Source organism: Nocardia amikacinitolerans NBRC 108937, from assembly GCF_001612615.1.
GTDB classification, from domain to species: Bacteria; Actinomycetota; Actinomycetes; order Mycobacteriales; family Mycobacteriaceae; genus Nocardia; species Nocardia amikacinitolerans.
The window spans coordinates 37,437-51,736 of record NZ_BDAU01000025.1; the positions used below are offsets into that span (position 1 = coordinate 37,437).

At 69.4% G+C, this 14,300-nt stretch carries 11 protein-coding genes and 1 pseudogene; 2 read left to right on the forward strand and 10 right to left on the reverse strand.

Annotated elements, in window-relative coordinates; translation table 11 throughout:
* Positions 1 to 23 precede the first annotated feature (23 nt).
* Together NAM01S_RS19285 and NAM01S_RS19290 are read right to left on the reverse strand one after the other, a co-directional pair.
* Entirely contained in the window at positions 24 to 623 is a 600-nt protein-coding gene (locus NAM01S_RS19285; RefSeq protein ID WP_067787219.1) for a TetR/AcrR family transcriptional regulator, read from the reverse strand.
* Positions 610 to 1,476: an alpha/beta fold hydrolase gene (locus NAM01S_RS19290; protein ID WP_067787221.1), complete on the reverse strand. Its 867-nt coding sequence runs from the start codon at positions 1,474 to 1,476 to the stop codon at positions 610 to 612. Before NAM01S_RS19290 ends, NAM01S_RS19285 begins: the two co-directional genes overlap by 14 nt.
* Before the next feature lie 181 nt (positions 1,477 to 1,657).
* Here NAM01S_RS19290 and NAM01S_RS19295 point away from each other — a divergent pair, with 181 nt between their 5' ends.
* Positions 1,658 to 3,118, forward strand: coding sequence for an amidase (locus NAM01S_RS19295; protein ID WP_084483080.1), 1,461 nt, complete (start codon positions 1,658 to 1,660; stop codon positions 3,116 to 3,118).
* A 39-nt stretch (positions 3,119 to 3,157) separates the two neighbouring features.
* Here the strand turns inward: NAM01S_RS19295 and NAM01S_RS19300 are convergent.
* From NAM01S_RS19300 to NAM01S_RS19335, 8 genes and pseudogenes are all read right to left on the reverse strand, one after another.
* Positions 3,158 to 3,331: pseudogene (locus tag NAM01S_RS19300) on the reverse strand (TerC family protein); the annotation flags it as partial.
* 42 nt (positions 3,332 to 3,373) lie between these two features.
* A complete protein-coding gene (locus NAM01S_RS19305; protein WP_067787225.1) occupies positions 3,374 to 6,232 on the reverse strand; it encodes a type 1 periplasmic-binding domain-containing protein in 2,859 nt (952 codons plus the stop codon).
* A 129-nt stretch (positions 6,233 to 6,361) separates the two neighbouring features.
* Positions 6,362 to 7,279, reverse strand: a complete 918-nt coding sequence (era, locus tag NAM01S_RS19310) for a GTPase Era (RefSeq protein ID WP_067787227.1) — start codon at positions 7,277 to 7,279, stop codon at positions 6,362 to 6,364.
* On the reverse strand, positions 7,272 to 7,631 hold the full coding sequence (locus NAM01S_RS19315; protein ID WP_067787229.1) for a cytidine deaminase-like protein: 360 nt from the start codon (positions 7,629 to 7,631) through the stop codon (positions 7,272 to 7,274). The genes era and NAM01S_RS19315 overlap by 8 nt, the downstream gene beginning before the upstream one ends.
* Positions 7,624 to 8,976, reverse strand: coding sequence for a hemolysin family protein (locus NAM01S_RS19320; protein ID WP_067787230.1), 1,353 nt, complete (start codon positions 8,974 to 8,976; stop codon positions 7,624 to 7,626). Before NAM01S_RS19320 ends, NAM01S_RS19315 begins: the two co-directional genes overlap by 8 nt.
* Complete coding sequence (ybeY, locus tag NAM01S_RS19325; RefSeq protein ID WP_067787232.1) at positions 8,973 to 9,527, reverse strand: rRNA maturation RNase YbeY; 555 nt, start codon at positions 9,525 to 9,527, stop codon at positions 8,973 to 8,975. Before ybeY ends, NAM01S_RS19320 begins: the two co-directional genes overlap by 4 nt.
* A 241-nt stretch (positions 9,528 to 9,768) precedes the next feature.
* Complete coding sequence (locus tag NAM01S_RS37525) at positions 9,769 to 11,859, reverse strand: PhoH family protein (protein WP_443678289.1); 2,091 nt, start codon at positions 11,857 to 11,859, stop codon at positions 9,769 to 9,771.
* A 180-nt stretch (positions 11,860 to 12,039) separates the two neighbouring features.
* A complete protein-coding gene (locus NAM01S_RS19335; RefSeq protein WP_067787234.1) occupies positions 12,040 to 12,972 on the reverse strand; it encodes a LysR family transcriptional regulator in 933 nt (310 codons plus the stop codon).
* A gap of 99 nt (positions 12,973 to 13,071) precedes the next feature.
* Here NAM01S_RS19335 and NAM01S_RS19340 point away from each other — a divergent pair, with 99 nt between their 5' ends.
* Positions 13,072 to 14,295 carry an MFS transporter gene (locus NAM01S_RS19340; RefSeq protein WP_067787236.1) on the forward strand — a complete coding sequence of 408 codons (1,224 nt, stop codon included), beginning with the start codon at positions 13,072 to 13,074 and terminating at the stop codon, positions 14,293 to 14,295.
* The last annotated feature ends 5 nt before the right edge of the window (positions 14,296 to 14,300 follow it).

Below are 14,300 nucleotides of genomic sequence, written 5' to 3' on the forward strand. Positions count from 1 at the left end.
GATTGCGTCGGCGCGCGGGCCGTCTACGCGCGCAGCAAACCCGCGACCAGCAACAGCAGCGACTGCTGGGCCTGCGCGCGTGCGGCTTCCTTGTCCTCGGCGTGCGCGACGATCAACCCCGCCTCGGTCACGGCGCTGAGCAGCAGCCGGGCCAGGATGTCGACGGGCGCGTCGGCGATGAGTTCGGCGGCGCGGGCCCGCTCCAGCTCGGCGACGATCAAGCCGAGCCCGTGCCGCGCCTCGAAAGCCCGCCACTCCTCCCAGCCGAGCACGGCAGGCGCGTCGTAGAGCGCGATGCGGATCATCTCGGGGCGCTGGCAGATGTCGAGGAAGACGTTCATGCCGACGGCCATCGAGGTGAGGATGTCGTCGGGATCGAGGGCGGCGATGGCCGCGCGGATCTCCGCGGTGCTGTCCGACTCGAGCCGTTCGAGCACCGCGCGGAACAGCCCGCGCTTGTCGCCGTAGTGGTGGTGCAGCGCGCCGCGGGTGACGCCCGCTTCGGTCACCAACTGCTCGGCGGAGGTCGCCGCGAAACCGCGTTCGGCGAACAGGCGCCGCCCCGCCTCTTCCAGGGCGGCCCTTGTCGTGCGGGAGCGGTCCTCCTGGCTACGGCGTGGCATGCAGCCGAGTGAACTCCAGAATCCGCTGGGTGAGCAACTCGGGCTGATCCTCGGGCAGGAAGGTGTAGGAGTCGTCGACGAGTTCGAGGGTGGCGTCGGGGAACTCGCGCACCAGCCGCTCGGCGTAGGCGACGGGGAACAGCTTGTCCTCGCGCGCCCACACGATCAGCACCGGCAGCCGGACGTTCCCGAACCGGGTCGCGGCGTCAAGCGTGTAGCGGCGGTGCGCGGATTTCAGGAAGCGCCGCAGGTCTTTTCGGATGGCGCCGGAGCGACGGCTCGGCAACAGATACGAGTCGACGAACTCGGCGGGCACCGGTCGCTTGCTCACCCAGCCGAAGGCGAGCGGCAGCCGGTGCAGCGCGCGCAGGCGCAACGTCTCGGTGAGCGGGCGCATCGAACCCGGCACCCTTGCCAGCAGCGGCAGCAGGGTGAACGGCTGCGGCAGGAAGTTCTCGTGGCTGTCCACCGAGGCGAGCACCACGCGGCCGATGCGTGCGGTGTTCCGCGCCAGCAGCACCTGGGTGATGGCGCCGCCGGTGTCGTTGGCGACCAGGGTGACGTCGGTCAGGTCGAGCCGCTCCAGGAAGGCGGCGATCAGGTCGGCCACTCCCGTCGGCGTCAGGTCCGCCTCGGGCACCGGGATCGAGTGCGAGCCGAGCGGCCAGTCGGGTGTCAGGCAGCGGTACCCCGCGGCGGCGACGGCGGGCACCACCGCGCGCCAGAGGTCGGCGTTGACGAGCAGGCCGTGCACGAAGACGACGGGCGCGCCGGTGCCGGTCTCGTGGTAGCGGACCCGGCCGCCGGGCAGGTCGATTTCGTGCGCTGGACCGAGTGACGGGCTGATGCCCATGGCTTCCTCCAGAGGTCGGGCGTCCCGTCCACTGTTACATACATACCGTATGTATGTCTATAGCGGAAATAGCCGTGCCCTGCGGTGATGCGCTTCGGGGCCGCGCGGCGATAACCCATGTGGACGGTCGTCCAATACAGCGCTACGGTTCACACCGGACGACCGAAGAGAGGGAGCTCACATGACGGTGCCGAAACGAGCGCTCAGGCCTGCCGACGAACCGGAACCCACCGCGGGTGCGACGCCCGAGGGCGATCCCGGTCTCGCCGAGTTGGCCGGCGCGCTCGCGGCGGGCACGGTCAGCTCCACCGCGGCGGTGGCCGCGGTGCTCGACCGGATCGAGGCGAGCCAGCCGACGCTCAACGCGTTCCGGGTGGTCCGCAGGGACCGCGCGCTGGCGGAGGCGGCCGAGGCCGACCGTCGACTGGCCGCAGGCGAGCGCCTGCCGCTGCTCGGCGTGCCGATCGCCGTCAAAGACGACACCGACATCGCCGGTGAGCCGACGGCATTCGGCTGCGGCGGCAGCTTCACGCCGAAAACCGAAGACGCCGAGTCGGTTCGGCGACTACGCGCGGCGGGCGCGGTGATCGTCGGCAAGACCAACACCTGCGAACTCGGCCAGCTGCCGTTCACCAGCGGCGCGGCTTTCGGGCACACCCGCAACCCCTGGCACCGCGAGCACACTCCTGGCGGTTCCTCTGGCGGCTCCTCGGCCGCGGTGGCGGCCGGATTGGTGCCCGCCGCACTGGGTTCCGACGGCGCGGGCTCGATCCGCATCCCGGCGGCGTGGACCAACCTCGTCGGCATCAAACCCCAGCGCGGCCGCATCTCCACGTGGCCGGAAGCCGAAGCGTTCCAGGGCCTCACGGTCAACGGTCCGCTGGCACGCACGGTGGCCGACGCGGCCCTACTGCTGGACGCGGCGGCGGGACCGCACAAGGGCGACCGCCACACCCCCGAACCGATTCGCGCCTCCGACGCCGTCGGCCGTGACCCAGGTCGACTGAGAATCGCACTGTCCCTGCGCATTCCGTTCACCGCGACCAAGACGACGCTGCACCCGGAGGTGCGCGCCGCGGTGCGCGGCATCGCCTCGGCTTTGCGCAAGCTCGGGCATTCGGTCACCGTCGCCGACCTGCACTACGGACTGCTCATCGGCGCCTCGTTCCTGCCGCGCTCGATGGCGGGCATTCGCTCCATGCACGACCGGATGCCGGGCGCGGAGGTGGACCCGCGCACCCGCGCCAACGTCCGCTTCGGCCGGGTGCTCGGCGGGCCGGCCCTCTTCGCCGCACGGCAGGCGGAACCGTTGCTGCACAAGCGCATCGGCACCTTCTTCAACGACTACGACGTGGTGCTCGCGCCCACCACCGCCACTCCCCCGCCGCGCGCCGAGGAGATCGACGGCATCGGCGTCAACGCCACCAACAACCTCATCACCGCCGCCTGCCCCTACACTTGGCCGTGGAACGTGCTCGGGTGGCCGAGCGTGAACGTGCCCGCCGGTTTCACCGAGGCGGGCTTGCCGGTCGGCGCCCAGCTGATGGGCACCGCGGCCACCGAACCGCTGCTGATTTCCGTTGCGGCGCAACTGGAGTCCGAGCTGCGCTGGGACCGCCACCGGCCCGAACCGTGGTGGTGAGCGCCCAGGCCGAGCTGGTCGCTCGGCCTGGGCTCTTGGTCAGCCTCGCGCGGACGTGAGCTCCGCACGCTCCTGACACTTGGTGGCGATCAGGCTGGAGATCGTGGTCACCGTCAGCACGCCGAGGATCACCGCGAGCGAGACGCCGATGGAGATCTCCGGCACCGCGACGCCCGACTCGTGCAGCGCGTGCAGGAACAGCTTGACGCCGACACGCACCGCCCGGCGACCCATCCCACCGAGGGCAGGGCGTGCTCAACGCCGCGGCGGTGACCAGTCCTCCGACGCGCTCTTCGTGCCCGACGGACACCCGTCCCCTTCGGCGGGCCGCGGCGACATCACCAGGCATTGCTGCGGACCCGGCTGCCCGACGCCCGCGGTGACGAGCACCGCGATCGACGACCCGTCCGCGACCCGGCTGGTCGAGAAGCCGAGTGTGCCGGTGACACCGCGATAGTCCATCTCGCGCAACTGCATCGCCACGGCGGTGCGGTTGATCGAACCGTCGGTGTGTTGCGGCCCGGTGCGCACCGCGCGCAGGAACAGCCCGACCACGTCGTAGGCGAGACCGGTTCGATCACCGGGCCAGGACGGCTGGTAGTCGGCCATATGCGGGTAGGCGCGAAGGTCGTCGATCAGCACGGCCAGCTCGGCGCACAGCTGCTGGTAGTCGAACGCGACCGGCTCGTCGCCGAGTTCGCCGTTGCCGCGGATACATTCGGCGCCGCCGAGCATCACCGGCGCCGCCTTGGCGACATAGCGGACCGACAGATTGGCGGGCAGCGCGGCCATCGCCTTCTGGTCGGTGATCAACCGGGTCACCGTGTCGTTGCCGAGGATGGCGGGCGACTCACCCGTCTGACAGCCACGAATGACCGATTTGGCGAAGGTCGCGAAATCGTCGTTGCGTCCCGCGAAGAACAACAGGGTGCCGCGATCGAAATCCGTTGTCTCGCAGGGGGCGGGGAAGCGATTCAGCTCCTGCTGTTCGGTCCACTCCATGCGGCGATACGGCACGTCGCGGCGCTCCAGTTCGCCGCGCAGATCCTCGACGAGGGTCTCGACGTAGATGTCGCCGTCGTCCTTGGGGTGGTAGATGGCGACCTGGTTGTAGCGCGGCTGTCCCGCCCGCGGCGCGCCCGCCGGATGGCGCGCGCCCTGCACGTAGTCCGCGATCAGTCGCGCCTGCGTCGTATTGCTCGGCGCCGCTTGGAAATACAGCGGCGAGGACTTCTCCAGTCCGTCGGCGGAGAGCGTCGTCGCGACCACCGGAACACCGAGTTCGCCGAGTCGTCCGATGGCGCGGCGGGTTTCGGCGTTGCTGCGATCCATGCCGACCACCCCGAGGATGCCGGGTTCGTCGTTCAGCAGGCCGCGTAGCTGGTCGTCCACCACCCAGGTCGCGTGCCGCATATCGGAGCCGCCGTTGGCGACGACGACGCGCAGCAGCGGTTCGGACTCGTCCGAGGCGAGCAGCGCGCGACGCTGCTGCACGGCGAGTCCGGCGAGCTCCTCGACCTGCGCGTGCGGGTAGCGCACATTCGTGTCCACGTAGCTGAGCCCGGAGAAGTAGATCAGCGTGATGATCGGCCGACGCGGGTTGTCGCGGCGCGCGTCGGCGGCGGCGACGTTGAGCCGGAAGACCTCGCGCTGCATCGCCGTCAGTTCCGGGTCGTCGGTGAAGACTTGGTCGGCGTTGTCGCTGTAGCCGACGCACTCGCCGTCGCGTTGCTGCACCGCGATACCCGGCGTCCACGGCCAGTGCGCACACGGCGCGCCGCGCAGCGGCGGAATGTAGACCAGCGCGGCGGCCACCAGCAGCCCGATCGGAATCAGCACACACATCGCGACGAACCACTTGCGGGCCGCGAGCGGCGGCGCGGGCGGCACCGCGAGGTGCGCCAGGTTGGGGTCGCGGACGCGGCCGTCGAGCGGATCGGGCAGCCGCACTCGCAGCGGAAGGAACCACGCGTGCTCGGACCGGTTGGTGCGCATGTTGTCGATGTCGCGCAGCCAGCGCAGCAACGGATCCGGCTGCTGCCCGGAATACGGTCGGTCGACGAGACTTTCGAGCGTGTCGAGGTGTTGGAGGTCGCCGATCAATGCCAGTTCCGGCGTCGACGATTCGGCGGTGTCGGCGGTCTGGCCGGGGTCGTACGCCAAGCAGGCGAGGACGACCAGCGGATCGAAATGCCCGGTCTCGTTGCGGATGTCGTTGATCCAGCCGATCAGCCGCTCCGCGTCGCTGTCGCGCTCGACGCCACCGAGCAGCGCCACCGGATACGCGGTGCGCCGCCAACTCGACGGCCGCCACAACCGCTTGCGGTAGGCGTCGCGCATGTCCTCGAGAAAGGCGTGCACCAGCAGCTTGGCGACCTGCTTCTCGTCCTCGTCGCTGCGCCGCGACGCGGTCAGCCGTGTCGCGAAACCCAGGAAACTGTCGGACAATTCGGGTGCGAGGTAGCGCTGGCGCATGAACCAGCGGGTGACCTTCGACATGCCGGGGATGCGCCCGCTGATCCACAGCCACAGCCGCAGGACCGGCCACAGCGCGAGCACACCGAACACCAGCCGGGAGATGGTGTCGCCGCTGACGCCCTCGGCGGTATCGGAGCGGTCGGCAGGAGAACCGCTGCGCAGCAGACGCGGCAGCCGCGAACGCAGTTCGACCGTGGCCTCGGTCTCGTCGCTCGTAACACGTTGGCGGGTCAGCCAATCCGCGGTGCGGTAGCGCGGGAACTTGATCGGTCCCATCGCCGTGTCGTCGGTGGAGAAGCCCTCGACCAGCCGCTGCACGATGGGCAGGCAGTGCCCCTGGATCTCCTCACCCGTCGCGTTCGGGTCCGGCGTGAGCGCGTCGGGCGGCAGATCCGCCGCTTGGAGATCGACCCGCGCCCGCGGCGTCGCCCGCCTGCCACCGGATTCCCCGAGCCAACGGTAGATCTCGACGAGCAACGCGCCGCCCGCGCCCGCGCCGACCAGACCGACGACCGGGCGCGGCAGCGGACGCCTGCGCCGCAGCAGCGTGCGGAACACCCGCGGCTTCGCGTCGGGCACCTCGAGCGCGCGTAGCAGCTCGAGCAGCTTGGGAACATCGTTGGCGGTATCGGTCAATTCGACGGCCTCCCCCGTGGAATGCGTTGCTGCGACGCACACCCGGGCGTCAAACGGGACTGTACCGGTACAAATCGGACTCGGGCGGGTTGTTCGCTCGAGTTCGCGGTCCGCGAACGTACCGTTTGCTCAGAAGCCCAGCTTGCCCAGCTGTTTCGGATCGCGCTGCCAGTCCTTGGCGACCTTGACGTGCAGGTGCAGATAGATCCGCACGCCGAGGATGTGCTCGATCTGCTTGCGCGCGTTGGTGCCGACCTCCTTGAGGCGGCTGCCACCCTTGCCGATGACGATGGCCTTCTGGCTGGGACGTTCGACGTACAGCAGCGCGTGCACGTCCAGCATCTCCTCGTTCTCCTCGCGCGGGAGAACCTCCTCGATCACCACGGCGAGCGAGTGCGGCAGCTCGTCGCGCACGCCCTCCAGCGCGGCCTCGCGGATGAGCTCGGCCATGAGGGTTTCCTCGGGCTCGTCGGTGAGTTCGCCGTCGGGGTAGAAGGCCGGGCCCTCCGGCATTTTCGAGGCGATCACGTCGACGAGGACCTCGACCTGCTCGCCCTTGACCGCCGACACCGGCACCACTTCGGCCTCCGGACCGAGCAGCTCGGAGACGGCGAGCAGCTGCGCGGCGACCTGCTCGCGACCAACTTTGTCGATCTTGGTGACCACGCCGAGCACGGTGGTCTTCGGCGCCATCTGCTTGATCTGCTGCACGATCCAGCGGTCGCCGGGCCCGATCTTCTCGTCGGCGGGGATACAGATCGCGATCACGTCGACCTCGGAATAGGTATCCCGCACCAGGTCGTTGAGCCGCTGCCCGAGCAGCGTCCGCGGTCGGTGCAGACCCGGCGTGTCGACCAGGATGAGCTGCGCGTGGTCGCGGTGCACGATGCCGCGGATGGTGTGGCGGGTGGTCTGCGGTCGCGAGGAGGTGATCGCGATCTTCGCGCCGACAAGCGCGTTGGTCAGCGTCGACTTGCCGGTGTTCGGCCTGCCGACGAAACAGACGAAACCGGAACGGAATTCGGTGGAGCCGGAGTTGTCAGCCACCCTGCACCTCGGCGCCCGCCGCGTCGTCGACGATGTCGAACACCGCGCCCGCGCGATCGGTGAAGATGATCCGCGCCTCGCCGGAGACCTCGCGCACCGCGGCGACACCGGCGTCGGAGAACCGGCCACCGACCACCACGGCCGCCTCGAAACCCTCGGCGCCGCTGGAGATCGCGGCAGCGACCGCGGCCTGCAACGCGGTCAGCCGCAGCGCGTGCAGATCCACCTCGCCCGCCGCGTAGGTGCGGCCGTCGGTGTCGCGGATCGCCGCGCCGCCCGTCCCGCCGGTGCGGCCCATCGCGCCGCGCGCCAGGGTCAGCAGTTTGGTGTCCTCGGCGTCCAGTTCAGTCATCGGTTGCTCCGTCCTCGTCCTTGTTGCCATTGCGCTTGCCGCCGTTGGATTTTGCGCCCTCGGCCACCGCTGCGCCCGCTTTCTCGGATTTCTCCGCCGCCTTGCGCACCAGGACCGTGTTGACCCGCATCCGGCCGCGCGAATCCGGTCCGCCTTCGGCGCGCAGCACCAGCCCGTGCACCACGATCTTCGAACCGGGCAGCGGCACCCTGCCGAGTTCGTGCGCGAGCAGACCGCCCACGGTGTCGACGTCCTCGTCCTCGATCTGCATGCCGTAGAGCTCGCCGAGATCCTCCACCGACAAACGCGCCGACACCCGGAAGCGACCCTCGCCGAGTTCCTCGACCGGCGGTGTCTCGTCCATGTCGTACTCGTCGGCGATCTCGCCGACGATCTCCTCGAGCACGTCCTCGATGGTCACCAGGCCCGCGATGCCGCCGTATTCGTCGACGAGCAGCGCCATGTGGTTGCGGCGGCGCTGCATCTCGTCGAGCAGGTCGTCCAGCGGCTTGGAGTCCGGCATGAACACCGCGGGACGCATCACGTCGCGCACCCGCACCTTGCGGCTGCGGTCCGCGTACGGCACAAGATCTTTCAGGTAGACCACGCCGAGGATGTCGTCGACGTTCTCGCCGACCACCGGGATGCGGGAGTGGCCGCTGCGCACCGCGAGCGACATGGCCTGCGCCGCCGTCTTGTCCGCCTCGATCCACACCATCTCGGTGCGCGGCACCATCACCGCGCGGGCGGCGGTGTCGCCGAGTTCGAACACCGACTGGATCATGCGGCGTTCGTCGTCGGCCACCACGCCGCGCTCGCTGGCCATCTCGACGACCTCGCGCAGCTCGATCTCCGAGGCGAAGGGACCGTTGCGGAAACCCTTACCGGGGGTGATCGCGTTACCGATCAGGATCAGCAGCCTGCTGATCGGGCCGAGCAGCGCGCCGATGAATTGCAGCGGCAGCGCGGCGGCCAACGCCAGCGAGTAGGCGTGCTGGCGGCCGAGGGTGCGCGGGCCGACACCGATCACCACGTAGTCGACGAGCACCATCACCACGGCGGTGATCACCAGCGCCCAGTTGTCGTTCCATATCCCGATGAGCGCCGCGGCGAGCAGCACTGTCGCGCCGATCTCGCACAGCACGCGCAGCAGCACCATCAGGTTCACGTAGCGGGCGCGGTCGGCGATGATGCGGCTCAACCGCGCGGCGCCCGGCCGATCGGCGCGCACCATGTCGCCGAGGCGGGCCGGGGAGATCGTGTTCAGCGCCGCGTCCACGCCGGCGAACAAGCCGCCCGCTGGCACCAGCAAGACGGCGAGCAGGATCAGGGTCGGTGAGCTCACGCCGGACCCAGCGCGTCTCCGGGTCCGGTGAAGCCGGCCTTGCCGAGCAGGCGGGCGTCGCGCTCGGCGAGTTCGGCGCGCCGCCGTGCCTCGCGCAGGCTCTCGTACCACTCCTCGAGCAGCCGGGCCTGGAGCGCGAACATCTCCTTCTCCTCCTCCGGCTCCGCGTGGTCGTAGCCGAGCAGGTGCAGCACGCCGTGCACGGTGAGCAACGCGAGCTCGTGCTCGAGCGAATGCCCCGCCTTGCGCGCCTGCGCCGCCGCGAACTCCGGACACAGCACGATGTCGCCGAGCATCGACGGGCCCGGCTCGGGGCTGTCCGGCCGACCGCCCGGCTCGAGCTCGTCCATCGGGAACGACATCACATCGGTGGGACCTGGCAGGTCCATCCAGCGCATGTGCAGGTCGGCCATGGTGTCGAGATCGACGAGCACCATCGACAGCTCGGCCGCCGGATGGACGTCCATCCGGGCGATCACGAACCGCGCAACACTGACCAGGTCTTCTTCGGGTACGTCGATACCCGACTCGTTGGCGATCTCGATGCTCACCTGAACAGCCTATTAGACGCAGCCGGACGCAGTTCGCCCGCAGCCCCGCGCATGCCGGAGCGAAAGGCGGACCAGCACCGACCGAAGGCCACCGTCATCCCGCCAGACCAACCGAAGGCGACCTTCATCCGATCTGTGTGCCCGGTGACCGAGGGTGATGTTCATGGCGGTGGGTCGACTGACGTGACCGGCCGCCGATGAAGGTCGGCGGCCGGTGCGATCGGCTGGGTGTGTGCGACGGTCAGCGGCGGTCGCGGCTCGCGGCGCGGCGCTGGGCGCGGTTGCCCGGGTAGTGCGGAGTGACCTGCGGCCGGGTGGCCTCCCAGCGGTCGTAGGCGTCGACGATGTCGGAGACAAGGCGGTGCCGGACGACGTCGCTGCTGGTGAGCTCCGCGAAGTGGATGTCCTCGATCTCGGTGAGGATCTCCGACGCGGCACGCAGGCCCGAGCGGGCGCCGGTGGGCAGGTCGACCTGGGTGATGTCGCCGGTGACCACGATCTTGGAGCCGAAGCCGAGACGCGTCAGGAACATCTTCATCTGCTCGGCGGTGGTGTTCTGCGCCTCGTCGAGAATGATGAAGGAGTCGTTCAGCGTGTTGTGTGTCAGGAGGAAGTCCTCGGTGACGTACAGCGAGTCAGCAGCGGCGACGCGGATACACACCGCCTCTTCGGTGCCGGCCGACTCGATCCGATCGATGAATCGCATCGGACGCCCGCCACCGAGCTCGGTGTACTTCGCGGACTTTCGAACGAGCCTGAACGGTGCGATGCCATCGGGTAGCCGGATATCGAGGATGTGAGCATCCGAGCGATGCTCGACCGGACGCCCGTCAGCTCGTCCAGGTCTACGCCCGGCGGCCGGGCGTGTCCTGGTACTGACGATCCCGCCCAGGGACTGCACCAGGAATACGACATCGTCTCGAAGTTGGCTGGAGACGGTCGTGAACTGGATTCGGCACGTACGTCCCGTTTGCGTGACCGGCCCGCCGTCGGAATCGAGCAGGCCTTGCAGCACTCCCAGCCGGACATCCTGCGTATTGAGCAAATACTCGCGGGGAACGAACTTCGTATTCGAGCGCGTACCCGCCAAGCCGAGCTTCCTGATCGCGGCGGTCACCGGGTTGACTATCGTACGCGCGTCGCCGGGAGCCGCTACCCGATTGAGCACGTAGTCGACAGCTGTCTTCTTGCGCGCCACAATCCCGGGAATCGCCTGCTCCAGCGCGCGTACCAACTCCGGATCGTTCGTGGCGAACGTCGGTGTCGTCGTCCCCGTGAGGCAACCATCGCCGAGGAGTAGTCCGAGAGCGTAGGGATCCATCGGCACCGCGCGCGAGTCGAAACGCACAGGACTGCTCAGCAGCGGCAGCTCGTAGCGGTGATAATGGGCCGCCCGGAGATTGCCGATCATCTCCTTGGTCTGCAGCACCCGTGGCGGCTTGCCGCGTCGCCGATCCGACCTCGTGTACACCGACCACAGATGATCACCCGAGGCCAACGTCGATGCGCCGTCCTGCGTGTGGACGCGATAGATCTCCTTGAAGCCCTGCGGATAGACGCCCAGCACCTCGGTCGGCGTACCGTCCGAGCCGATCACCGAATCGCCGACCTCGATCTCGCCGATGGGCCGGAATCCAGACGGGGTCAGAACTTTGGTGTGCAGCGGCTGCGCTCGACCGCGCATGTACGCCAGCGGCGCGACCTCGATGACGCCCGCGGCCATCAGCTTCGGGATCGCCTCGGGGTCCATCATGTCGTGCAGCGCGTCGTAGAGCGGCCGCAGATACGGGTCAATCTTCTCGTTGAGCGTGCCGGGCAGGAAGCCGAGCCGCTCGCCCGCCTCGACGGCGGGACGAGTCAGGATGATCCGGTTGACCGACTTCGTCTGCAACGCCTGCACGGCCTTGGCCATGGCCAGGTAGGTCTTGCCGGTACCCGCGGGACCGATGCCGAACACGATGGTGTTGGCGTCGATCGCGTCGACGTAGCGCTTCTGGTTCAGCGTCTTGGGGCGGATGGTCTTGCCGCGCCGGGACAGGATGTCCAGGCTCAGCACTTCCGCGGGGGAATCCGAGGAACCTTCGGTCAGCATCGACACCGTGTGCCGCACCGCCTCCGGCGTCACCACCCTGTTGCGGCCGGTCAGCGCGATGAGCTGTTCGATGACCCGCTCGGCGAGGGCGACGTCGGCCGCCTTGCCGGTGAGGGTCACGGAATTGCCGCGAACGTGAATGTCCGCGTCGAGCAACTGCTCGAGCTCACGCAGATTCTGGTCGGCCGAACCGAGGAAGGGGAACACGGATTCGGGAGCGAGTTCGATGCTGGAGCGCACTGTGCGCGCTGCGGGGCCCGAGCCGTTGTCGCGGGCGCCAATGCCTGCTGTGGGGTTGGTCGGGTCGCCGATCTCGCCTTGTGTTCGCAAAAGTGGTTACAGCCTGCTTTCCGGTCTCGACTGCCTGGGGAATGACAAAAGTTTAACGCGCCCCACCGACAGCGCACAGTGAATAAACGGCTACCGATGCGGCGGCCATTCCCGCCGTGTGCTGGATATTCCCCCGTGGCCGTCGGACCAATCCTCGGCGAAGTCACGGAAGCGTCGCACCGCGTCCGACGGCGCCGCGGCGGCCGACCAGATCAGCCCCACCTCGCGCCACGCGCCCTCGTCGGCCAGCGGAACCAGCGCCAGGCCCGAGCGCGCGGCGGAGGGTGCGGGATCCGCCAGTGGGAGCAACGCGACGCCGAGCCCCGCCGAGACCAGTCCGGTGACGGTGACCAGGTCGCTCGCCTCGAAGGCGACGCGCGGGCGGATGTCCGCGGCCGCGCACAGTTCGTCGAAGATGCGCCGCATGCCGAACCCGGGATGCATGGTGATGAACTCGGCGCCGCCGAGGTCGGCGAGGCGAACCTGTCTGCGCGCGGCCAGCCGGTGCTCGGCGGGCACGGCGAGGACCAGCGGCTGGCGCAGCAGGCCGCGCCAGCCGAGGCCGGGCGCGGACGGGCGCGGCGAGACGACGGCGAGGTCGGCCGCGCCGTCGAGAACCTGGCGGGTGATCTTCTCGGCGGCGCCTTGGCGCAACGTCACGGTGACTCGGCCCGCGTTGCGCCGGAAACCGGCGATCAACTGCGGCACCAGCCAGCCGCCGAAGGAATGCAGGAACGACAGCCGCACCACGCCGCGCGCGGGATTGGCGAGATCGGCGACGGCTTGGCCCGCGGCGTCGAGTTCGGCCTGCGCGCGGCGCGCGTGTTCGTAATAGACGCGGCCGAATTCGTTGAGCGCGATCCGCTTTCCGCGCCGGTCGAACAATTCCGCACCGAGCCTGCGCTCCAGCCTGGCGAGCATCCGCGAGAGCGTCGGCTGGGCGATGTGCAGGCGTTCCGCGGCCGCGCTCATCCGTTCGAGTTCCGCGAGTGTCGTGAACCACTGCAAATCTTCGCCGAGCACCTCGCTGCCTCCCTATATGCATCTACTGCATCAAGCCCCTGTTCATTATTCATTTCCTTTCGGAAGTGGCGGTGGCAATGCTGAGAACAGGAGGTAGCCATGACCGGCACGGCAAGCACCATCGAGCGACGCACGAGCGACGCGGCACACGACCGCCGGATCACCGTTGCGCTGTTCGCGGCCGGGCTCACCACCTTCGCCTCGATGTACAACGCGCAGGCGCTGCTGCCCAGCCTGTCCGCGGCGTTCGGCGCGACTCCCGCCCGCGCGGCGCTGGCGGTCTCGCTCACCACCGGCTGTCTCGCGCTGGCCATCGTGCCGGTGAGCGCGCTGTCCAGCCGGATCGGCAGGACCAAGGTGATGATCGGTTCGGCGGCGGCCTCCGCTGTCGTCGGCCTGCTGATTCCGTTCAGTCCCTCGCTCGACGCGCTGCTCGCCGGGCGGGCGTTGCAGGGCGTCGCGCTGGCCGGGGTGCCCGCGGTGGCGATGGCGTATCTGGCCGAGGAGATCGGCGCCGAAGGGCTCGGCGCCGCGATGGGCGTGTACGTCGCGGGCACCACGATCGGCGGCCTGGCCGGGCGCCTGATTCCCTCGTTCACGCTCGACGTGGCGTCCTGGCGCTGGGCAGCGGCGGCGGTCGGCGTTGCCGCAGCGGCATGCACGGTGTGGTTCGTCCGGCTGCTGCCGCCCTCGCGCGGTTTCGTCGCACGGCCCGCCGGATTGCGCACGGTCCTCGGCGATCTCGGGCAGCAGCTGCGACACCGCCGATTGCTCGCGCTGTTCGGCTTGGCCTTCGTCCTGATGGGCGGCTTCGTCTCGATCTACAACTTCCTCGGCTACCGGCTCACCCAGCACCCGTTCGAATTGCCCGCGGCGGTGGCGGGTTCGGTGTTCCTGCTGTATTTGGCGGGCACCGTGACCTCGGCTTGGGGCGGTCGCCTCGCCGACCGCGTCGGCAGGCAGCGGATGCTGACCGCGTCGATGGCGGTGATGGGCGTCGGACTGGCGGTGAGCGTGCCGGATCGGCTCGGCTGCGTCGTCGCGGGCGTATTGCTCTACACCGCGGGCTTTTTCGCCGCGCACACGGTCGCGAGCGCGTGGGTCGGCACGCTGGCCCGCGGCAATCGCGGGGCGGCCTCGTCGCTGTATCTGTTCTTCTACTACCTCGGCAGCGCGGTCGTCGGCGGGCTGTCCGGTCTGGCCTTCGCGCACGCGGGCTGGGTGGGCCTGGTCGGAACCGTCGGCGCGTTGCTCGCGGCGGGGGCGATCCTGTTCGCCGTCGCGTCGATCCGCTCGCGCGACGGCGTTCCGTCCGCCGGGTAGCGGTC

Bases quoted from the DNA above. Each gene is read 5' to 3' on its own strand.
- NAM01S_RS19285 (WP_067787219.1), bottom strand. From the start codon at position 623: ATGCCACGCCGTAGCCAGGAGGACCGCTCCCGCACGACAAGGGCCGCC.
- NAM01S_RS19290 (WP_067787221.1), bottom strand. From the start codon at position 1,476: ATGGGCATCAGCCCGTCACTCGGTCCAGCGCACGAAATCGACCTGCCC.
- NAM01S_RS19295 (WP_084483080.1), top strand. From the start codon at position 1,658: ATGACGGTGCCGAAACGAGCGCTCAGGCCTGCCGACGAACCGGAACCC.
- NAM01S_RS19315 (WP_067787229.1), bottom strand. From the start codon at position 7,631: ATGACTGAACTGGACGCCGAGGACACCAAACTGCTGACCCTGGCGCGC.
- NAM01S_RS19340 (WP_067787236.1), top strand. From the start codon at position 13,072: ATGACCGGCACGGCAAGCACCATCGAGCGACGCACGAGCGACGCGGCA.